The organism is Elizabethkingia occulta, from assembly GCF_002023715.1.
Classification (GTDB): Bacteria; Bacteroidota; Bacteroidia; order Flavobacteriales; family Weeksellaceae; genus Elizabethkingia; species Elizabethkingia occulta.
The window spans coordinates 155,703-174,773 of record NZ_MAHX01000015.1 but is presented as its reverse complement, the minus strand read 5'-3'; the positions used below and the strand labels follow the sequence as shown (position 1 = coordinate 174,773).

The following is a 19,071-nucleotide window of genomic DNA, read 5'->3' as shown; positions in this document are numbered from 1 at the left end:
TTTTTTAGTTACCTGAAGGGATTAATTCCAGAAGTTCTTCAATTGTATCATAACCTCTGTTTTTAGCATAATATACCTGTAATTCGTGGTAGAAATCATCTTTTGTATAATTCTCAGGATCGTTTTTATGCTTATTTAAAAGTTCTTTCCCGTGTGCCGGACGCGGCCCCCACTGACCTATTACATTGAAATCTTCATCCAAAAACAGAATAATCGGAATAGACTTTCCGCCATTGGTTAAAAAATCATCTATTAATGAAGGTTCCTGATCGCGGTATGTAATTTTCACTTCATATTGTTCGAAGAATTTTACAACAACTGGTATTGCCTGACTTGCATCACCACACCATGCTTCAGAAATAATCAGTATTCTTCCTTTGAAGTTTTTTTGCGCAAGCGCTTCTACCTGCTTTTCATTAGGAAGGTATTTTTCAGACATTCTGTTCATTCTCTGAATTCCTAACTTATAGTATTCAAGATAATCAACATCCTGCTGGTTTCTCGGATTTCCTAAAATTTCTCCGGCATGTCTTAAGTATTCGTTATAAGTAACAGCCTCGTCCCAGAATTTTTTAATATCCATTATAGTTTTCTCGTTTTATTAATTAACATCATATCTGCCAGTACAAATGCAGCTAAAGCCTCTACTACCGGTACAGCACGTGGCAATACGCAAGGATCGTGACGACCTTTACCTTCCACAGTTACCGAATTGCCATCTTTATCAATACTTTCCTGCGGACGCAGAATAGTCGCAATAGGCTTAAAAGCAGCTCTGAAGTAGATATCCATACCGTTGGAAATACCACCCTGAACTCCTCCCGAAAGGTTTGTTTTTGTGGTTCCGTCTTCATTAAACAGATCATTATGCTCACTTCCCAACATCTTAGCACCACAGAAACCTGAACCATATTCGAATCCTTTGCATGCATTAATATTAAGCATAGCCTTTCCTAATTCAGCCTGAAGCTTACCAAAAATAGGTTCTCCCCAGCCTGTTGGTACATTTTTGATTACACATGTAATCGTACCACCAATTGTATTTCCCTGCTTTTTAATTTCCTTGATTCTGGTAATCATTTTTTCAGCAGTCTCTTCATCCGGACAGCGAACAATATTATCGTCGATTTTACTAAAATCTAAATCCTGATATGGCTTTTCACAGAAAATATCACCTACTGAAGATACGTAAGCGTTAATCTGTACATCTGCCAATAATTGCTTTGCCAGTGCTCCAGCTGCGACCCAGTTAATAGTTTCTCTTGCAGAAGACTTCCCGCCACCACGATGGTCACGAAAACCAAATTTCTGGTCGTAGGTATAATCTGCATGCGAAGGTCTGTAAGCCTGAGCCAAATGGTCGTAGTCTTTAGACTTCTGATTTTCGTTTTCTATAATAAAGCCTATTGGTGTACCGGTTGTTTTTCCATCAAAAATCCCTGAAAGGAATTTAACCGTATCGCTTTCTTTACGCTGGGTAACGATTGCAGACTGTCCCGGCTTTCTTCTGTCCAGCTCATGCTGTACGGCTTCAAGATCCACCTCCAGCCCTGCCGGAAAATTTGTTATAATTCCACCATAAGCCAGTCCGTGGCTTTCTCCAAAAGTATTAAGTGTAAGTAAATTACCTAGTTGATTCGACATAGTAATACAAAATTAGGTTATTTTGGAATAAAAAACTACTCTAAAAGAGGTCTCATTTATCTATTTCAATTATTCCGAAAATATAGTTTTGCCCGAAAGACATATAAAAAAGGGATGCAATCTCTGCATCCCTCCGAAACTATACTTAATTTAAGTAAAAGTAAATTAATATCTTGGTTGTACTCTACCTGTCTTTCTGTCATTTGCTCTACCGATTGCATATCCTGCTCCGGCTCCAAGAATACCACCAATTACAGCTCCGGCTCCTCTGTTTCCTTTGCTGATCAATGCACCTGCTGCTGCACCACCTACAGTACCGATAATGGTACCTTTAGCTGCTGAAGACATACCTCTCTTTTGTGGCTGCTGTACTCCTGCATTGGAGTAACCGCTGTTTCCTGAGCTTCCGTTATTCGCATATCCACCATTGTAACCAGAGTTGCCACTATATGAGCTTCTCTTTGTACGTTTCTTTCTTGGTGTATAATTTGTATTTCCTGCGTAATTAGCTTTTCCGGCAGCTACAGAAGATGCTGCTACTGCTGTTTTCTTAGCTTTATCCAGGCTATCTGCTTTCTTCTCCTGCTCAAAAGCAAATTTTTCTTTCTCTATGGCCAGCTTCTGCTTTTCAATTTCCAGTTGCTTTGCCTGATAATCTAGTTTTTGCTGTGCTACAGTAGGTCCTTCTACTTTCTGATCTCCTTTATTACAAGAAGCCAATAGCAATGTTGTTACCAATCCGGTTAATACTATATTTTTCATATCTCTCGTTTTACCTCTGAAAAAAAAGACTTTTCAAAGCATTTATTTCCTATGCTCTCCAATATTGATTCCATTCTATCGTTAAGAAATGTTAATTATTATGGACAAAAAGTCATTGATCTAATGAAACAACGATAAATATTAGGTTTTAGTATCGGAAAGAAAATTTATTTTTATAGTAAAAAAATAAATTTCGTATATAGCTGTATTACAGATACAAAATTTTTAGAAAAATAAAACCTCTGAATAATCAGAGGTTTTTAAGAGGTGCCTAGCGGATTCGAACCGCTGTAGATGGTGTTGCAGACCACTGCCTAGCCACTCGGCCAAAGCACCGTTTTAGGTCTGCAAATATAGCAATATTTCTTTAAAGATAAAATGTTTCCTCAAAATCTTTTAAAATTTCAGACCACAACCTGCCCTATTTCCTCCATTTCATCTCTAAGTTTGAGACTTTCTTCAAATTGCTTGATATTGACCACTCGTGTATTGGACCATTTATCATGAAAACCGTTTTGCCCGAAAAATGAGAATGCTTCAAAAGGAACAGCCCTTGTAAAATTTCTCTTTAGCAAGTCAATAACATTTAGGGGAAGATTCGTTTCATTAACAGCTTTGGTACTTGTAATAAACTTACCAATCGATCTGCCTTTAAAAATCCATTCCTGCACGAACATAAATGTAGCATACATAATCATTGTAACAAATTGATCCACCAGCCTGCTGGCGTTAGTCATAGCTTGTATAATAGAATATGCCAATTCGGATTGTGTTAAGGAATACCATACTCCCAATAGGCCTCCGAACAGAAAAATTAAAATATAAAAAATAGTAGCATCTATAATGTAATTAAAAAATCGTGTCCATTTAGTTGCCTGGGATTTTTCCACAAGGGTGTAATTGTTTGTCATAGAATATTTATTTGAGTTGGTATTTGAAGTTTTTATTTTTATAAGGTATTAGTATTTTAAAAGGAAGAAGAAATGAATCTTCACAAGATCTCGCTGCACGGTAAAATATCGGCGTAAATACTATTCCTTCTTTTGTATAAGTCCAGCTGGGAAAATTCCAATATTCAACATTTGTATAGTCACAAGGGTCTTCTTCGTCATCTTTTGGTTTTTCGAATTTGTACTGCTTTATCATAAGCTTAGCTAAAATTGGAGCAAAAAAATTGGATCTGTAAGCAGAATAGTTTGTAAAATTGGTTTTAGCCTCTGTGGTAACTGATTTGTCAAATGCTATAATATCATCCAGTTCATATTCTTTCCCGCTATGTAAGTCGAAAAGATAACCTTCAGAACCAAAGTCAGGATGTGCCCCACCACAGAAGTAGCTTGAAAAATTACTAAACCCCAAAAGATTGCTATCCCAATAAGAAATTTTTGTAGAATAATCTATTCCTTTAGCATCGTTATATGCTGAATAATTGGAACAACTAAGCTGACCAATAGCCATTTTCAGGTGCATATCAAATAACTTCTTATTAATGTTACTTCTGGCTTCTGACTTTTCAGTTACCGATATTCTCATAAAACTTGTTTTTGAGAATTTTTCGGAATACCAATCAGACTTGTGTCCGTTATAATCTGATATCGAATCTTTTCTGAAAACCATATAAGAGGATCTGATAAAATCTTCTGGTGATTCTGTTTTTAGTTGTTGAATATAATCACTATCCAAAAAAGGATTTTTAACTTGTGATAAATCTGCCTCGTGCAAACTAACCGGTAATTCTTTATTCTTATTATCTCTCCATATTCCTTCAAAGATCGTTACCGATTTTCTCTTCAGCACGAACTTCTCATTGTATTTTATGTAGTTGTCGGCAAAGCTAAAAATGACATCTCCATTGTCTGCTTTTTCATATTCCAGCCTGATATCCCGAAGCATTGATTTATAATAATATTTTGCCGACAGATCATTATTACCATAATCGTCCAGCATGAAAACAACAGGTAACTTCCCAATATTCCCCTCCAGAATATACCTCCCCTTCTGTCCAAACGAAAAAGAAAAAAGTAAACACAGGAATACTAAACAAAATAAAGCTTTTTTCATCCTTAATATGCTGTTAGAATGCTCTTTCCATCTCCAGGCTTACTCCTGTCATTTCACCAGGCATCGGAGGCTGTACTTTAGTCAGTTTAATCTTAATAAAGTTTACCTGTTTAAATTCTGCAGCAATACGCTTCATAATCCTGCCAATAACGTGCTCTAACAACTGAGATGGTATTTTCATTTCCTGATGAATAATCTCGTTTACCAATGCATAGTTAATGGTATCTTTCAGATCATCGCTTTTAGTTGCTTTCCACAAATCTGCATGAATTTCTGCATTAATCAAGTAATAAGTTCCCAGAATTTTCTCTTCCGGTAATACACCATGATAAGCATAAATCTTGATATTTTCTAAAATAATTTTTGAAATCATAATGGTCATAAAACTAAAAAAGTTTTGCCAATTACTGAACAAAACTTTTTTAATATTTTTAATAGTTTGTTTTAATTTTATTTTATACTCTTCGATAGATCCAACATCGCCTCGATAGGCTTCAGTGCTTTTAAACGCAGTTCTTCATCGATTAAGATTTCTGGCAACTCATATTTCATACACAAGTATAATTTCTCCATTGTGTTTCTCTTCATATAGAAACATTCGGAGCAATTACAACTTTCATCAAATACCAATGCCGGAATTAATGTTTTATGAGGTGCACGTTTTTTCATTTCGTGTAGAATCCCTTCTTCAGTTGCAATAATGAATTCCTGACAATCGTCTTTCTGTACATAATCCAGCAATGCGGAAGTAGATCCGATAAAGTGAGCCAGATCCAATACTGGTGTTTCACTTTCCGGGTGAGCAATTAGTTTTGCATTAGGATGATCTGCTAATTGTTGCGCAATACGTTCCATGGAGAATGCTTCGTGTACAATACAGCTTCCATCCCACAAGATCATATCTCTTCCGGTTTTTTTAGATAGATATCTTCCCAGGTTTTTATCCGGAGCAAAAATAATCGGGCGATCTGTTGGTAGAGCTTTGATAATTGTTTCCGCATTGGAGCTTGTTACAATAATATCACTTTCTGCCTTAGTTTCCGCATTACAGTTGATATAAGTTGCAATTAAAGCATCCGGATGTTGCTCACGCATTTTACGAAGTCCTTCACCACTACAACCATCAGCCAGTGAGCAACCAGCCAATGTATCTGGCAAAACGACCTTTTTAGTCGGATTAAGAATCTTCGCAGCTTCTGCCATAAAATGTACTCCGCAAAAAGCAATCATGTCTGCATTTGTTTCTTTTGCCTGACGTGCTAATTGCAAAGAATCTCCTAAGAAATCTGCGATATCCTGAATCTCTCCCGGCTGGTAATAGTGAGCCAGAATAACTGCATTCTTTTCTTTCTTCAAATCCAGAATAGCTTGTTTCAGCTCTTCTCCCTGAGGAATAATCAGATCCTTATATTTTAAAAATCCCTGTACAGGAAGATTGGATTTTGCTTGTTCCAGCGTTTCGTTCATAAGTAACGTGTTCTTTATTGTATAGTTAAAGGTACTAATTTTTATGCTTTAATAAATGCTTCGATCAGCTCTTCAATTTCTTCTTTTGCTTTTGCGAGATCATCATTTACCACTACTTTATCAAAATTCTTTGCATAAGCCATCTCTTCTTCGGCTTTAGCAACACGGATTTTAATAGTTTCTGCGTCATCTGTATTTCTTTTAATCAGTCTTTGTTCCAGCTCCTCAATGGAAGGTGGTGCAATGAATATAGATAGAGCCTGTTCTCCGAATATCTTTTTCAGATTAACTCCTCCTTTTACATCTACATCAAATATAACTACGTTTCCGTAATTCCATATTCTTTCCACTTCCGTTTTCAGCGTACCATAATACTTATCAGTATATACTTCTTCAAATTCTACAAACGCATTTTCAGCTATTTTCTGTCTGAAATCTTCCGGTGTATGGAAGAAATAATCTATTCCGTGTTTTTCTTCTCCACGGGGAGCACGGGTTGTTGCAGAAATCGAGAATTGAAGTTTAGGAAATTGCCCTAAACAATGCTTTACCAATGTAGTTTTGCCACTTCCTGATGGCGCTGAAAATATGATTACTTTATTCATTATATTGTATTGATTGATCGTATGAAACGGTCAATAATCGTTATTATTTCTATTTAATATTTTTTTAGCTTAAGATACCGGACATCAGCATTCTTTTGAAGGGATAAAATACAGGCGATTCCGGAAATTCTTTGCGTAACCGTTTAATATATTCTTCTTTGAACTGTTCCTGTAAGTGCTCCGGAAGTTTTTCCATATAGGGAATCAATGCCGTACCCGATGTCCATTCATATAGAGCATCTGCATTTGGTAAGATATGTGGGTATATTTTTTCGAAGATACAAATATCACTAAGACCATTTTCAAAAAAGATTTTACCATAATCTTCTATCTTTAGTACAGTCAATGGTCTAACCCATGAATTCAATGCTTCTTTATATGGGGATTCGGAAGCAAGATCTCTTATCAGCCTGTGTGTAAAATGATCATGATTGGAAGGAATCTGTATTGCTACTTGTCCGCCTTTTTCAAGCAGGCCAATCACTTTAGGAAAAACTATTTCATGTTCGTTCAGCCATTGCAGTGCTGCATTAGAAAAGATAAGATCATATTTCTCTACATCAGAAAGAGCTTGTTCTATATCTCTTTGCTGAAAATGAAGATTATTACCCCCATAGACTCTTGCTTTTTGCAGCATCTCGGCAGAAGAATCAACACCCAGGACTTTACTTCCGGGTAATTCTTTTGCCAGTTTGGCCGTCAGTTCTCCCGTTCCGCATCCAAGATCTATAACTTTCAGGTTTTCTTTCACCTGAACCAAACTTAGCAGATCATAGAAAGGAAGATAACGTTCATTTTTAAATTTCTCGTAAACATCCGGATTCCATGCCATAACACTGTTCTTTTATGTTTTATATTCTGTTAGCCCGGTAAAAAGCTCTTCCATTACAAAAGAGCTGATTATATCAGTATTCTAAAGTACGTTAAGACTTTGTTCTTTAATTTTTTCTAAATCATCCTTCATCTGTACTACCAGTTTCTGGATTTCCTGATGATTTGCCTTAGAACCTAAAGTATTAATTTCACGGCCTATTTCTTGGGAAATAAATCCTAGTTTCTTACCATTATTATCTTCTTCATTCAATACCTCAGTGAAGTATTTACAGTGCTGCGCCAATCTTACTTTTTCTTCGGAAATATCAAGCTTTTCAACATAGTAAGTCAGTTCTTGATAGAAGCGGCTTTCATCCACATCTCTGAAATCCTTAAGATTGTTCAGCATTCTTTCCTTGGTTACCTCTATTCTGGCCTCTTCAAAAGGAGCAACAAGGCTAAGGTTGCTTTCAATATTTTTAACATAAGACCTAAGTTCGGTTTCCAGAGATTTGCCTTCTGTAATTCTGAAGTCTATAAAATTATCGATGGCTTTTTCAATAATCAACAACAATTCGCTCCACTCTTCTTCAGTAAGTTCTGAATTGGATGTAGAAACAGCATCAGGAAGCTTTGTTGCAATTTTAAGAAGTTCTACTCTGTCAGCAGCTGTAACGATATCTGAAAGTTCATCCATATAGGCTCTGATAACGTCTTTATTAAGAGTTGTATCGGTCTTTCCATCGATAATTTCTACGTTTAAATAGAAATCGACTTTACCACGAACTATTCTTTCGCTCAATATTTTGCGGATATCAAATTCTTTTTCTTTATAGCGAAAAGGAATTTTAAGATTTAAGTCGAAACCTTTACTGTTCAGCGACTTTACATCAATACTTATCTTTTTGCCTCCGCATATACCTTCTGCTCTGCCGAAGCCTGTCATAGATAAAATCATATTCTTAGATTTTTGCAAATATACGAATGAATATACCAATCTATCACTTTCGTTCTGTACAATATAATACAGAAGATTATATACCAGCTACAAGCCTGTCGCAACGAATACTTCAATAAATACAGAAAGCTCTTACAGCAAGCAATATCAGACATCCGAAGTTATTTAAAGTAATGATATACAAACTATTTAAATTCATCTTTAAGAGTCCTGAATATTGATAATAAAGTTCTATTTTTGCAGTTATGAAGAGATGGTACCTCTACCCTTTTTCTCTGGGCTATGGTTTTGTAACCTCTGTCCGGAATTTATTTTTTAATATAGGCATACTTTCCAGCAAAAAATTCCGCACTCCGATTATAGGCGTGGGTAATCTTTCTGTGGGTGGAACCGGTAAGTCTCCAATTGTTATGTATCTGGCAGATATTCTCTCCAAACATCAGAAACGCACCGGAGTTTTATCACGTGGTTACGGACGACATACCAAAGGCTATGAAGTCGTGAACTATGAATCTACCTATAAACTGGTTGGAGATGAAGCGATGCAGTTGTTCGAACGTTTTAAAAACCGTATTGTCATCGCCGTTTGCGAAGACCGTGTTTTTGGAGCAAAAAAACTGATAGAAGATATGGATCTTAATGTTCTTGTATTGGATGACAGCTATCAGCATCGTTATATAAAGCCGGGCTTCAATATTTTATTAACAGATTATTCCGATCCTTTCTTTAAAGACTTTGTACTTCCTGCAGGAGATTTACGTGAATCCAGAAGTGGTTATAAAAGAGCCAACATGATTCTGGTAACAAAATGCCCTGAAGATTTAACAGAGGAAAAAAAGCAGTACTATATTTCGAGAATAAAGCCACAATACGGCCAGAAAATATTCTTCACCTCTATTGATTATGCGGATGAAGTATATTCCAAAGACAAATATTTACCAACAAATAACTTAGACTATTACGATATTCTACTCATTACAGGAATTGCAAATCCTAAACATTTACTAAAAGAACTAAGCAAATATTCACAGCGTGTAAAACACCTTAAGTTCAAGGATCATCATTCATTTACTGAAGAAGATATTAAGAAAATTGCCAGTGAGTATAAAAAACTTGGTGAATATAAACTGATCTTAACTACAGAAAAGGATTATGTCCGTTTAAAGACTTTCGATTACCTTCGGGACAAACTCTATTACTGGCCTATTAATGTGGTTATAGACAAGAAAAATGAATTTAATGAGATGATACTGGCATATTCCGAAAATAAGCAGTAATAACGTCCTGTATAAAGCTATAGTAAAATCCTTATTTCGATGAAATAAGGATTTATTTTTTGTATTTTCATCTTATTAAATAAGATCAGATACTAATGAGCAAATTTATTACCTTATCATTCGCATTAGTAAGTACAGCATTTGTATATGCCAATGATATAAAATTAGAAAATACCCGGCAGAAATATAATAGCGCCACTTCTATAAGTTATAGATCAACAGCTTTTTATCCTAATCCTGATACAGACGAAATTACTACTTCCAGCGTTTTTTATACTATTTATAATCTTAAAAACATGGCTTTTGATTTTCATAGTCAAAATGACGATACCGAAGAGATTTATAAAAATGGGATTTACACGGAGATTAAAAAGTCAGAAAAAGCTTATTACCAGTATGAAAATAAACAGAATCAGGATGAAGCAATGCAGTCCTCTCGTTTAGCACAATATGGTCCCGTAGCGCTCCTAAAACATAAATGGAAGCATATAGAAGACATATCAGCTGATGAAAAACTTCAGTCACATTATTCATTTATAGAAGATGAGCATGAATACAAGGGTAAAATCATTAAAACTATATTTCACCTTTACATTACACCGGATAATTCTATCTCAAAATTCGAAAGGAAAAGTTATGTAGATAACAAGTTAGGACAAACCGTAACATACATATTTAGTAACTATACTTTTTCAAACAAAAAAGATCCTTTTAACTACTTTCTACCAAGAAATTATTCTTTAAAATATTTTGAAAGAATTGAACAACTGAAGCCACTAAGAGAAAATACAGGTGCTCCTCTCTTTGAAGCTATAGATATTAACGGAAATAAAGTATATCTGAATACATTTCCAACAGAAAGGAAATTACTCTTATTTTCTTCTACCAATTGTGGTGCTTCAAAAGTTGTAAATGATTATGTTAGCCAAGCGGATTATGCACTGAACAATAACATCACATTAATCAATATATTTGGCTCGGATTCCATAGAAAATGTTACAAAGTATTTCAGAAACAAACAAGCAAATAATATTATAATTACGAACAGAAAGGATCTTGAAACAGGATATGGAATTTCGGGCTATCCTGTTCTATATATGATAGATAAAGAAGGTATTATTACTAAAGTTGCAGATGGAAGTGACCAGGTTATTTCATTATTAAAAGAGGTGAGCAGGGCTACAAATAAGTAAACTTTATAGTTATGTTCATAAACAAAAAAGACCGCTTTACAGCAGTCTTTTTTTGTATATGTAAAATGAATTATTTCAATTCAACTTCAGCACCAGCTTCTTCAAGTTGCTTCTTAAGAGCTTCTGCTTCGTCTTTAGATACACCTTCTTTGATTGGAGCCGGAGCACCATCAACGATATCTTTAGCTTCTTTAAGACCAGCACCAGTTAAATCTTTAACTAATTTAACGATAGCTAATTTAGAAGCACCTGCAGACTTAAGAATTACGTCGAATTCAGTCTTTTCTTCAGCAGCTTCACCAGCTCCACCAGCAGCTACAACTACAGCAGCAGCAGCAGGCTCGATTCCGTACTCATCCTTAAGGATAGCAGCTAATTCGTTTACGTCTTTTACAGTAAGGTTAACAAGCGTTTCCGCTAAATTTTTTAAATCTGACATTTTTAAATGTTTTAAATTGTTGAACGATTATATTTTTTCTTGAGTGTCTATTATTCTGCACTTGCTTCAGGAGCATCAGTGCTTTCAGCTGCCGCCTCAGGAGCAGGTGTTTCTTCAACTGCAGGAGCAGGAGCAGCTTCTTCAGCTTTAGCTTCAACAGTTTCTGGTTTGTTCTGTAGAGCAGAAACAACTCTCTGGATTGGAGATTGAAGTAATCCGATGATTTCTCCGATCATTTCTTCTCTAGACTTGATGTTTGCCAGAGTAGATAATTGGTTATCTCCGATATAGAAAGTTTCTTGCAAATAAGCAGATTTCAAAGCTGGTTTTTCAGCATTCTTTCTGAAACCCTGGATAAGCTTTGCAGGAGCGTTTGCAGTATCAGCAATCATTAAAGCAGAGTTACCTTTGAATGTTTCAAACATTTCAGAGTAATCTACTCCTTCGATTTGCTCCATTGCTTTTTGAAGCAATGTGTTTTTTACAACTCTTAATTGAACGTTGTTTTTGAAGGCTTGTCTTCTGAAATCTGAAGTCTGAGAAGCGTTCAATCCTTCAAGATCAGCTACATAAACAGCTTTTGCGTCTTGTAGTAATTCTTTGATCTCTTGTATTACTAGTACTTTTTCTTCTTTAGTCATTGTTCTTCAGATTTTAGTTTACAGATTTAGAATCAATCGCAATACCTGGACTCATTGTAGAAGAGATATAGATACTCTTTACATAAGTTCCTTTAGCAGCAGTTGGTTTCAATTTGATCAACGTCTGGATTAATTCCTGAGCGTTTTCTCTGATTTTGTCAGCATCGAAAGATACTTTACCAATTGCAGCATGGATAATACCATATTTATCTACTTTAAAATCAATTTTACCAGACTTTACTTCAGATACAGCTTTACCAACTTCTAAAGTTACAGTTCCTGATTTAGGGTTTGGCATTAATCCTCTTGGACCTAATACACGTCCTAACGGACCTAATTTACCCATTACAGCTGGCATAGTAACGATAACGTCAACATCTGTCCAACCTCCTTTGATTTTATCTAAATATTCGTCAAGACCTACATAATCAGCACCAGCAGCTTTAGCTTCTGCTTCTTTATCTGGAGTTACAAGAGCAAGAACTCTTACATCTTTACCAGTACCGTGAGGAAGAGATACAACACCTCTTACCATTTGGTTAGCTTTTCTTGGGTCTACGCCTAATCTTACGGCGATATCTACTGAAGCGTCGAACTTAGCAGTGTTTACCTCTTTTACTAAAGCAGAAGCTTCTTCCAGAGTGTATACTTTGTTCTTTTCGATTTTGCTTACAGCTTCTTTTTGTTTTTTTGTCAATGTTGCCATGAAATCAATTTTTAAGCGTTAAACGGATTTGTACCTGTTACTTTAAGACCCATAGATCTTGCAGTACCTGCAACCATACTTACAGCAGACTCCATTGTGAAGCAATTAAGATCCGACATTTTGTCTTCTGCTATCTTCTTAACTTGATCCCAAGAAACACTTCCTACTTTATTTCTGTTTGGTTCTCCGGAACCTCCTTTGATTTTAGCCGCATCCATTAACTGGATTGCTGCAGGTGGAGTTTTAATTACGAATTCAAAAGACTTGTCTTCGTATACTGTAATTACTACAGGTAAAACTTGCCCTGGCTTATCTTGAGTTCTTCCGTTAAATTGCTTACAAAACTCCATGATGTTAACACCTGCAGAACCTAAAGCAGGTCCTACTGGTGGAGAAGGGTTTGCTGCACCTCCTTTCACCTGAAGCTTAACCATTTTAAAGACTTTCTTTGCCATTTTAGCTTTTTTAAAATTTTAAATTTATAATGTGGAAGCATTTATAAATCAGAGGGTTAATATTCTCACATGTTTAACCCTACTATTTGGACTGCAAAATTATAAATTATTTTTGAATTAGCAATATGTAATAACTTAAAAATCAAAAAGATTTTATTTTTTTATTCTTTAGCCCGATTTTTCCAGCTGCTTAGGAATAAAAATATTCCACCAACCACAAATAATGATACTATATTAGCGTAAGTACTATAATGATAGGCATGAGTTGCCTTCAGAATATCGCCTTCCTTCCCTTGTAAAAGAAAGAAGATGCCACCAATAATACTTACGCCCAAGGCTATAGAAACCTGTTGTACGGTTAAATAGATTCCGGACGCAGAAGCGGTAAGGTCCGAAGAAATTTTACGGAGTGCCATCGTCATCATAGATGGTAACATGGTTCCGCATCCTATACCGTATAAAAATAGTATGAAGTAAATTAAAAAACTATTGATGTGCTCGCTTGTAAAGTAGCAGATGTGAAGTACCAAAGCAACAATCATAATACAACTGCCGCCAAGCATCACTTTATAGTCGTATTTCATAACCATTCTTACCGAAAATAACGAGGCAATAAAATAACCGATTCCCTGCAATACAAACATATTTCCAACCTCTAAAGAGGAAAGATTCAGGTGGTTTTGCAAATAAATAGCATTTAGAAAAAAATAAGAATCCTGAGCAATATAATAGAATACCGCCGCCATTATACCAATATTGAATTCTTTAAGCGAAAAAAGACTAACATCTATCAGAACCGTATTTTGTTTTGTAAGCCTATACTTTTCATACAAATAGAAGAGAAGCAGAAGAACAAAGGAAGACAGGAGCATTGCAATACTCCATATTGGCCAATGTATATCTCCGCCAACAATGAGTGGATAAATTAAGGTTATAAAAAAGACAGTTAATAAGAGCAAACCAAATCCATCAAAAGATTTTTGTTTAATAACCGGTACTTCTGTCAATTTTAAAATGCTCAGAACAAAAGCAATTCCGCCCAAAGGAATATTAATCATAAAAATAAGCCGCCAGCCTTCAATTCCCAATACACTCAGTTCTGGTAAAAAGCCTCCCAAAAACTGCCCGACAACAGATGCTGCTCCGGCAATACTTCCGTAAATTCCAAAAGCTTTTGTGCGTTCCTTAAAGTCCGGAAAAACATAGGGAATCATTCCAACACCTTGCGGCACCATAAAAGCAGCGCTTACTCCCTGAAAAAATCTAAGTATATTGAGCTGAAATGTAGTTTGTGCAATGCTACAAAAAAAAGAAAATATTGTAAACAGCAACATTCCCCATGCATATACTTTTTTCTTACCCCATGTATTACCGGCAATACTACCTGTTATAAGAAAAGCGGCATACCCCAGAACATAAGCAACAATAATAAACATAGCTCCGGAATTAGTTCCGTTCAAACTTTCTTTTATACTTGGCACAGCTACATTCACTACAAACAGGTCTATTACAGCTAAAAATATACTCATGGACAGCAACAGCAAAACACAAATATTTCTAAAACTTTTCATAATTTTATATATAAATTTGTTACAATTATAGCATTGAAAAGGTGCCAAAGTCAAGTAGGTAAAAAAACAATACATAGTATGGAAAACAGTACTAATCCAGAGAATGAGTGCATTACATATTCAGAAAAATCAGAAAAAAATTATGATGCCCTCAATACTCTTCAGCTGATTAGTGGTAAATGGAAGATATTAATAATGAAATCTATTGCCGAAAGCTGTCCTAAAAGATTTGGGGAACTTCGGAAAGATATGGATTCCATGTCTCAGGGAACACTTACTACCCAATTACGTGAATTGGAAGAGAACGGACTTATATGCCGTAAAATATATGCAGAAGTACCTCCCAAAGTAGAGTATAAACTAAGTAATCTGGGAATAACTCTGCTTCCTATTATCTCTGAACTGGAAAACTGGTGGCAGGATTATTCGCTTTGTATAAAAAACAAATAGAAAAAAAACAACAATAATTTATATACAGACCTTCTCTACAGAAGGTCTTTTTTAGTCATTTACTAATAATTATCTCACTATTTGAAAGCCAAAAAACGTATAAGTTAAAACTTATATCCGACCTATAACTACTGATTCAAATTTTCTTTAGTAGAAAAACTTCTATTGTATGATTTTCAGCACATGATTATTCCCTATGAAAAATATCATCAAACAACCACTATAATTAATATATAATTTAGCACTGTAAACAATGAATTATTTAAAAGATGAACAAGTATTTTATTTTAGCAGGATTATTTTTATCAGTGGGAGCAAGTGCTCAGAACTGGCAGGTAAGATTAAGAGGAATTAGCGTTCAGCCTAATGAGAAATCTACTATTGATGTAATCGGAGGAAATGCAAATGTTTCCAACTCTTACATTCCTGAAGTGGATTTCACCTACTTCTTCAATAAAAATATCGCGGCAGAATTAATTCTGGGAACTACAAAGCATAATGTAAATGCTGAGAACACTTCTTTGGGAAATGTGAATCTGGGCAGTGTATGGCTGCTACCTCCAACTCTTACACTCCAATACCACTTCTATCCAACAAAAACAATAAAGCCATATGTAGGTGCCGGTATTAACTATACCTTCTTCTACAGCTCCAAGCCTGGTGATGTTACCCATGTAGATTACAAAAACAATGCAGGTTTTGCATTACAGGGAGGTATAGACTATATGATCAATGATAAGTTTTTTGTCAACTTCGATATGAAAAAGATATTCCTGAAAACCGATGTAACAGTAGATGCTGCCGGAACCAATATTCCCGCAAAAGTAACATTGGATCCATTTTTATGGGGATTTGGTGTGGGAATGAAATTCTAGATAAACTAAACTCGTTATTTATAAATATCAATGGCCAATGCTATTCAGTTACCAACGGCTTTAAAACAAGTAATAGCAAAAATTCAAGGACATTTTTAGGAGTTAAAAACCGGCCAATTGATAGAAAGGCTGTCTCAGGATTCTGATGACAGTCTTTTTTATATCTAATGTTTCATTCCTGATCTTACTCTGAATAAGATTCTCAGAAACTCATACTTATATGCCCCGCCTGGATCAGGCACAAATCTAGAGGAAAAAATAATATTCCTATTGTTAGATAGCATTCCTACGGAATACTTACTTTCTAATATACTTATTTTTACACAGATAATGCTTCAGGGGAGCATCTTTCAATCTTTCTGAATAAATAAGCTCCGTTAGAGGCTTTATCTCTAAAGATTACAATTATGAACCTCCAGAACGTTCCGGAAGAACGTTATCTTAATTCGGAAAGCGAAAATCATTCAGATGAAAATCAAAAAACTTTAGATTAAATATTTCAACCTCCTATCAGCTAAACTGCTTGCCTAATGCTGAGTTTTTGCTCCTGATATTTACACAGAATCCTCAACACAATTAAGCATAAAAAAAACCGAAAGCATAACTTTCGGTTTATATATTTTCAAGAACCTTAGTTCTTTTCTACCTGCATGTAGTTTAGTTCTAGTGGAGTCTTTCTTCCGAAGATAAGAACCATAACTTCCAGTTTCTTTTTGTCTTCGTGGATTTTTTCTATTGTTCCGTTGAATCCGTTGAAAGGTCCGTCGATTACTTTTACATTCTCTCCTACTGTGTAAGGGATACCTGCATCTTGTGCAAACTCGGACAACTCATCCATTCTTCCTAACATTTTGTTCACTTCAGCTTTACGCATCGGAACAGGATCTCCTCCTTTTGTTAAACTCAGGAATGAAATCACTCCCGGAATGTTTTTAATGATGTGTGGAATCTCCCCAACAAGATTTGCCTCAATCATTATATAACCTGGATAGTAAGGTCTCTCTTTTGGAACTTTCTTTCCATTTCTCATCTGGATTACCTTCTCCATTGGTATTACTACCTGCGATACGTCTTTTTCCAGACTAAGTCTTTTAACTTCAGTTTCAATATAGTTTTTAACTTTATTTTCCTGACCACTGATAGCTTTTATAACATACCATTTCAATTCGCTCATAGAAAATAATTTTTAGTTAAAAGCACCAATTAATAGAGTATAAATATTCTTGATAGCTTCACTAAAAAGCGTATCTATCCCGAAAGTAAAAACAGCAAGCAGAATAGTAGCTATCGCAACTACCGTAGTAGAAGACTGCAACTGAGGCCACTTTGGCCATTCTACTTTATCTTTAAATTCTATGAAAGAATCTTTAAGAAAACTTATTAAACTCATCATTATTAATTTGCACGGGCACTAGGATTCGAACCCAGATCAACGGTTTTGGAGACCGGTATCCTACCATTGGACGATGCCCGTAGATTAAAAGCTCCGCAAGTTTCCTTGCGGAAGCTTTAATATTATTTTAAATCTTAGTCTAAGATTTCAGTAACCTGACCAGCACCTACTGTTCTACCACCTTCTCTGATCGCGAATCTAAGTCCGTCGTTAAGAGCGATTGGTTGTAACAATTCTACAGTGATAGTTAAGTTATCACCAGGCATTACCATTTCTACACCTTCTGGTAAGAAGATTTCACCTGTAACGTCAGTAGTTCTTACATAGAACTGAGGACGGTATTTGTTGTGGAATGGAGTGTGACGTCCACCTTCTTCTTTAGAAAGGATATAAACCTCAGCTTTGAATTTCTTGTGTGGCTTAACTGAATCTTTCTTAGCGATAACCATACCTCTCTTGATGTCAGTTTTTTCAATACCTCTCAACAATAGACCTACGTTATCACCAGCTTCACCTCTGTCTAGGATTTTTCTAAACATCTCAACACCTGTAATAGTAGAAGTTAACTTCTCGTCACCCATACCTACGATGTCAACAGGATCACCTGTATTGATTACACCAGCCTCGATTCTACCAGTTGCAACAGTACCTCTACCTGTAATAGAGAATACGTCTTCGATTGGCATAAGGAATGGCTTATCAGAATCTCTTACCGGTTGCTCGATCCAAGTATCAACAGCTTCCATTAGAGCATCTACAGTAGCTACCCATTTAGCATCTCCGTTAAGAGCACCAAGAGCAGAACCTTGAATTACTGGAGAGTTATCACCATCATATTCGTAAGTAGATAATAGATCTCTAAGTTCAAGCTCAACAAGCTCTAACAATTCTGGATCATCTACCATGTCAACTTTGTTCATGAACACAACAATTCTAGGTACGTTTACCTGACGGCAAAGTAGGATGTGTTCTCTAGTTTGAGGCATAGGACCATCTGTAGCAGCACATACTAAGATAGCTCCGTCCATTTGAGCAGCACCAGTTACCATGTTTTTTACATAGTCGGCGTGACCTGGACAGTCAACGTGAGCATAGTGTCTGTTTTCAGTTTCATACTCGATGTGTGCAGTATTGATAGTAATACCTCTTTCTTTTTCTTCAGGTGCAGAGTCAATTGCAGAGAAGTCTTTTTTCTCAGCAAGACCTTTATCTGATAATACTTTACTGATAGCAGCAGTCAAAGTAGTTTTACCATGGTCAACGTGACCAATAGTACCAATGTTAAGGTGTGGTTTGTTACGATTAAACGTTTCCTTTGCCATGATCTTAATGTTTAATTATTAACTAATTGATTTTTTTCAGTGTGCAAATATAGTCATTTTTTAGATAACAAAATTTTTTTTGAAAAATTTTATATCTATTTTATTCCTTAAAAAACACAAAAGGTTTTTTAAATACTTTCAAAAATCTTCTTAAAAACAAAAAGACTAAATGAGCTTTAACAAAAAACCCTCCCATTCATTAAGAGAAGACTTCCAATCTTTGCACTGAGCCAATATCGGGATTTGAACCCGAGACCTCTTCCTTACCAAGGAAGCGCTCTACCCCTGAGCTATATCGGCAGGTAAAAAAAAATCACATTCCGCAAGGGTTTGTGATTTTTTTCTTGAGCGGAAGACGGGGGTCGAACCCGCGACATTCAGCTTGGAAGGCTGACGCTCTACCAACTGAGCTACTTCCGCTTATTAAGTTTTGAATATT

General features: G+C 35.6%; 22 protein-coding genes and 4 tRNA genes. 4 read left to right on the top strand and 22 right to left on the bottom strand.

What is annotated here, in order from left to right:
• Positions 1 to 4: 4 nt before the first annotated feature.
• The 11 genes from BAZ10_RS10295 to BAZ10_RS10245 all read right to left on the bottom strand — a co-directional run bounded on the left by BAZ10_RS10295 (position 5) and on the right by BAZ10_RS10245 (position 8,310).
• A complete protein-coding gene (locus tag BAZ10_RS10295; RefSeq protein ID WP_078771977.1) occupies positions 5 to 583 on the bottom strand; it encodes a thioredoxin family protein in 579 nt (192 codons plus the stop codon).
• Entirely contained in the window at positions 583 to 1,644 is a 1,062-nt protein-coding gene (gene aroC / locus BAZ10_RS10290) for a chorismate synthase (RefSeq protein ID WP_078771976.1), read from the bottom strand. Before aroC ends, BAZ10_RS10295 begins: the two co-directional genes overlap by 1 nt.
• A gap of 165 nt (positions 1,645 to 1,809) precedes the next feature.
• The gene (locus tag BAZ10_RS10285; protein WP_024564728.1) at positions 1,810 to 2,406 is read right to left on the bottom strand and encodes a glycine zipper domain-containing protein; all 597 of its coding nucleotides are present in this window, start codon (positions 2,404 to 2,406) and stop codon (positions 1,810 to 1,812) included.
• A 265-nt stretch (positions 2,407 to 2,671) separates the two neighbouring features.
• A tRNA-Cys gene (locus tag BAZ10_RS10280) sits at positions 2,672 to 2,742 on the bottom strand.
• Positions 2,743 to 2,810: 68 nt separating this feature from the next.
• Positions 2,811 to 3,317 (bottom strand): RDD family protein, encoded by a 507-nt coding sequence (locus BAZ10_RS10275; RefSeq protein ID WP_078771975.1) that lies wholly within the window; start codon positions 3,315 to 3,317, stop codon positions 2,811 to 2,813.
• Positions 3,318 to 3,324: 7 nt separating this feature from the next.
• Positions 3,325 to 4,467 carry a hypothetical protein gene (locus BAZ10_RS10270; protein ID WP_078771974.1) on the bottom strand — a complete coding sequence of 381 codons (1,143 nt, stop codon included), beginning with the start codon at positions 4,465 to 4,467 and terminating at the stop codon, positions 3,325 to 3,327.
• A gap of 13 nt (positions 4,468 to 4,480) precedes the next feature.
• Positions 4,481 to 4,840: a dihydroneopterin aldolase gene (folB, locus tag BAZ10_RS10265; RefSeq protein ID WP_078772046.1), complete on the bottom strand. Its 360-nt coding sequence runs from the start codon at positions 4,838 to 4,840 to the stop codon at positions 4,481 to 4,483.
• A 77-nt stretch (positions 4,841 to 4,917) separates the two neighbouring features.
• The gene (gene nadA, locus BAZ10_RS10260) at positions 4,918 to 5,934 is read right to left on the bottom strand and encodes a quinolinate synthase NadA (protein ID WP_009085683.1); all 1,017 of its coding nucleotides are present in this window, start codon (positions 5,932 to 5,934) and stop codon (positions 4,918 to 4,920) included.
• Between the two features lie 41 nt (positions 5,935 to 5,975).
• Entirely contained in the window at positions 5,976 to 6,539 is a 564-nt protein-coding gene (gene gmk, locus BAZ10_RS10255) for a guanylate kinase (RefSeq protein WP_078771973.1), read from the bottom strand.
• A 64-nt stretch (positions 6,540 to 6,603) separates the two neighbouring features.
• Complete coding sequence (locus BAZ10_RS10250) at positions 6,604 to 7,371, bottom strand: methyltransferase domain-containing protein (protein ID WP_078771972.1); 768 nt, start codon at positions 7,369 to 7,371, stop codon at positions 6,604 to 6,606.
• Positions 7,372 to 7,452: 81 nt separating this feature from the next.
• Entirely contained in the window at positions 7,453 to 8,310 is an 858-nt protein-coding gene (locus tag BAZ10_RS10245; protein WP_078771971.1) for a YicC/YloC family endoribonuclease, read from the bottom strand.
• 245 nt (positions 8,311 to 8,555) lie between these two features.
• Here BAZ10_RS10245 and lpxK point away from each other — a divergent pair, with 245 nt between their 5' ends.
• Entirely contained in the window at positions 8,556 to 9,587 is a 1,032-nt protein-coding gene (gene lpxK, locus BAZ10_RS10240) for a tetraacyldisaccharide 4'-kinase (RefSeq protein WP_078771970.1), read from the top strand.
• A 95-nt stretch (positions 9,588 to 9,682) separates the two neighbouring features.
• The gene (locus tag BAZ10_RS10235) at positions 9,683 to 10,780 is read left to right on the top strand and encodes a TlpA family protein disulfide reductase (RefSeq protein WP_078771969.1); all 1,098 of its coding nucleotides are present in this window, start codon (positions 9,683 to 9,685) and stop codon (positions 10,778 to 10,780) included.
• 70 nt (positions 10,781 to 10,850) lie between these two features.
• Here the strand turns inward: BAZ10_RS10235 and rplL are convergent, their stop codons facing one another.
• From rplL to BAZ10_RS10210, 5 genes are all read right to left on the bottom strand, one after another.
• The gene (gene rplL / locus BAZ10_RS10230) at positions 10,851 to 11,219 is read right to left on the bottom strand and encodes a 50S ribosomal protein L7/L12 (protein WP_047099697.1); all 369 of its coding nucleotides are present in this window, start codon (positions 11,217 to 11,219) and stop codon (positions 10,851 to 10,853) included.
• A gap of 50 nt (positions 11,220 to 11,269) precedes the next feature.
• Complete coding sequence (gene rplJ / locus BAZ10_RS10225; protein WP_009085668.1) at positions 11,270 to 11,860, bottom strand: 50S ribosomal protein L10; 591 nt, start codon at positions 11,858 to 11,860, stop codon at positions 11,270 to 11,272.
• Positions 11,861 to 11,873: 13 nt separating this feature from the next.
• The gene (gene rplA / locus BAZ10_RS10220; RefSeq protein ID WP_009085665.1) at positions 11,874 to 12,566 is read right to left on the bottom strand and encodes a 50S ribosomal protein L1; all 693 of its coding nucleotides are present in this window, start codon (positions 12,564 to 12,566) and stop codon (positions 11,874 to 11,876) included.
• A gap of 11 nt (positions 12,567 to 12,577) precedes the next feature.
• Positions 12,578 to 13,021, bottom strand: a complete 444-nt coding sequence (gene rplK / locus BAZ10_RS10215; protein WP_009085663.1) for a 50S ribosomal protein L11 — start codon at positions 13,019 to 13,021, stop codon at positions 12,578 to 12,580.
• A gap of 161 nt (positions 13,022 to 13,182) precedes the next feature.
• Positions 13,183 to 14,592 (bottom strand): MFS transporter, encoded by a 1,410-nt coding sequence (locus BAZ10_RS10210; RefSeq protein WP_078771968.1) that lies wholly within the window; start codon positions 14,590 to 14,592, stop codon positions 13,183 to 13,185.
• A 78-nt stretch (positions 14,593 to 14,670) separates the two neighbouring features.
• Here BAZ10_RS10210 and BAZ10_RS10205 point away from each other — a divergent pair, with 78 nt between their 5' ends.
• Both BAZ10_RS10205 and BAZ10_RS10200 read left to right on the top strand, forming a co-directional pair.
• On the top strand, positions 14,671 to 15,042 hold the full coding sequence (locus BAZ10_RS10205; protein WP_024564732.1) for a winged helix-turn-helix transcriptional regulator: 372 nt from the start codon (positions 14,671 to 14,673) through the stop codon (positions 15,040 to 15,042).
• A 269-nt stretch (positions 15,043 to 15,311) separates the two neighbouring features.
• Entirely contained in the window at positions 15,312 to 15,917 is a 606-nt protein-coding gene (locus tag BAZ10_RS10200) for an OmpW/AlkL family protein (protein WP_059156757.1), read from the top strand.
• A gap of 631 nt (positions 15,918 to 16,548) precedes the next feature.
• On the opposite strand, the gene nusG is transcribed toward BAZ10_RS10200, so the two are convergent.
• The 6 genes from nusG to BAZ10_RS10170 form a co-directional block, all read right to left on the bottom strand.
• Positions 16,549 to 17,091, bottom strand: a complete 543-nt coding sequence (nusG, locus tag BAZ10_RS10195) for a transcription termination/antitermination protein NusG (protein WP_009085655.1) — start codon at positions 17,089 to 17,091, stop codon at positions 16,549 to 16,551.
• Positions 17,092 to 17,103: 12 nt separating this feature from the next.
• Positions 17,104 to 17,307, bottom strand: coding sequence for a preprotein translocase subunit SecE (gene secE, locus BAZ10_RS10190; protein ID WP_034869613.1), 204 nt, complete (start codon positions 17,305 to 17,307; stop codon positions 17,104 to 17,106).
• 13 nt (positions 17,308 to 17,320) lie between these two features.
• Positions 17,321 to 17,391 (bottom strand) — tRNA-Trp (locus BAZ10_RS10185).
• Positions 17,392 to 17,444: 53 nt separating this feature from the next.
• On the bottom strand, positions 17,445 to 18,632 hold the full coding sequence (gene tuf / locus BAZ10_RS10180; protein ID WP_078771967.1) for an elongation factor Tu: 1,188 nt from the start codon (positions 18,630 to 18,632) through the stop codon (positions 17,445 to 17,447).
• A 228-nt stretch (positions 18,633 to 18,860) separates the two neighbouring features.
• Positions 18,861 to 18,932 (bottom strand) — tRNA-Thr (locus BAZ10_RS10175).
• A 47-nt stretch (positions 18,933 to 18,979) separates the two neighbouring features.
• Positions 18,980 to 19,052 (bottom strand) — tRNA-Gly (locus BAZ10_RS10170).
• Positions 19,053 to 19,071 lie beyond the last annotated feature (19 nt).

What these genes read in the sequence shown, in the direction of transcription:
- BAZ10_RS10210 (WP_078771968.1), bottom strand. Translation starts at nt 14,592, where the DNA reads ATGAAAAGTTTTAGAAATATTTGTGTTTTGCTGTTGCTGTCCATGAGT.
- BAZ10_RS10205 (WP_024564732.1), top strand. Translation starts at nt 14,671, where the DNA reads ATGGAAAACAGTACTAATCCAGAGAATGAGTGCATTACATATTCAGAA.
- tuf (WP_078771967.1), bottom strand. Translation starts at nt 18,632, where the DNA reads ATGGCAAAGGAAACGTTTAATCGTAACAAACCACACCTTAACATTGGT.
- rplJ (WP_009085668.1), bottom strand. Translation starts at nt 11,860, where the DNA reads ATGACTAAAGAAGAAAAAGTACTAGTAATACAAGAGATCAAAGAATTA.
- BAZ10_RS10295 (WP_078771977.1), bottom strand. Translation starts at nt 583, where the DNA reads ATGGATATTAAAAAATTCTGGGACGAGGCTGTTACTTATAACGAATAC.
- BAZ10_RS10235 (WP_078771969.1), top strand. Translation starts at nt 9,683, where the DNA reads ATGAGCAAATTTATTACCTTATCATTCGCATTAGTAAGTACAGCATTT.
- rplK (WP_009085663.1), bottom strand. Translation starts at nt 13,021, where the DNA reads ATGGCAAAGAAAGTCTTTAAAATGGTTAAGCTTCAGGTGAAAGGAGGT.
- gmk (WP_078771973.1), bottom strand. Translation starts at nt 6,539, where the DNA reads ATGAATAAAGTAATCATATTTTCAGCGCCATCAGGAAGTGGCAAAACT.
- secE (WP_034869613.1), bottom strand. Translation starts at nt 17,307, where the DNA reads ATGAGTTTAATAAGTTTTCTTAAAGATTCTTTCATAGAATTTAAAGAT.
- rplL (WP_047099697.1), bottom strand. Translation starts at nt 11,219, where the DNA reads ATGTCAGATTTAAAAAATTTAGCGGAAACGCTTGTTAACCTTACTGTA.
- BAZ10_RS10285 (WP_024564728.1), bottom strand. Translation starts at nt 2,406, where the DNA reads ATGAAAAATATAGTATTAACCGGATTGGTAACAACATTGCTATTGGCT.
- aroC (WP_078771976.1), bottom strand. Translation starts at nt 1,644, where the DNA reads ATGTCGAATCAACTAGGTAATTTACTTACACTTAATACTTTTGGAGAA.
- BAZ10_RS10245 (WP_078771971.1), bottom strand. Translation starts at nt 8,310, where the DNA reads ATGATTTTATCTATGACAGGCTTCGGCAGAGCAGAAGGTATATGCGGA.
- rplA (WP_009085665.1), bottom strand. Translation starts at nt 12,566, where the DNA reads ATGGCAACATTGACAAAAAAACAAAAAGAAGCTGTAAGCAAAATCGAA.
- folB (WP_078772046.1), bottom strand. Translation starts at nt 4,840, where the DNA reads ATGATTTCAAAAATTATTTTAGAAAATATCAAGATTTATGCTTATCAT.
- BAZ10_RS10270 (WP_078771974.1), bottom strand. Translation starts at nt 4,467, where the DNA reads ATGAAAAAAGCTTTATTTTGTTTAGTATTCCTGTGTTTACTTTTTTCT.
- nusG (WP_009085655.1), bottom strand. Translation starts at nt 17,091, where the DNA reads ATGAGCGAATTGAAATGGTATGTTATAAAAGCTATCAGTGGTCAGGAA.
- BAZ10_RS10250 (WP_078771972.1), bottom strand. Translation starts at nt 7,371, where the DNA reads ATGGCATGGAATCCGGATGTTTACGAGAAATTTAAAAATGAACGTTAT.
- nadA (WP_009085683.1), bottom strand. Translation starts at nt 5,934, where the DNA reads ATGAACGAAACGCTGGAACAAGCAAAATCCAATCTTCCTGTACAGGGA.
- BAZ10_RS10200 (WP_059156757.1), top strand. Translation starts at nt 15,312, where the DNA reads ATGAACAAGTATTTTATTTTAGCAGGATTATTTTTATCAGTGGGAGCA.
- BAZ10_RS10275 (WP_078771975.1), bottom strand. Translation starts at nt 3,317, where the DNA reads ATGACAAACAATTACACCCTTGTGGAAAAATCCCAGGCAACTAAATGG.
- lpxK (WP_078771970.1), top strand. Translation starts at nt 8,556, where the DNA reads ATGAAGAGATGGTACCTCTACCCTTTTTCTCTGGGCTATGGTTTTGTA.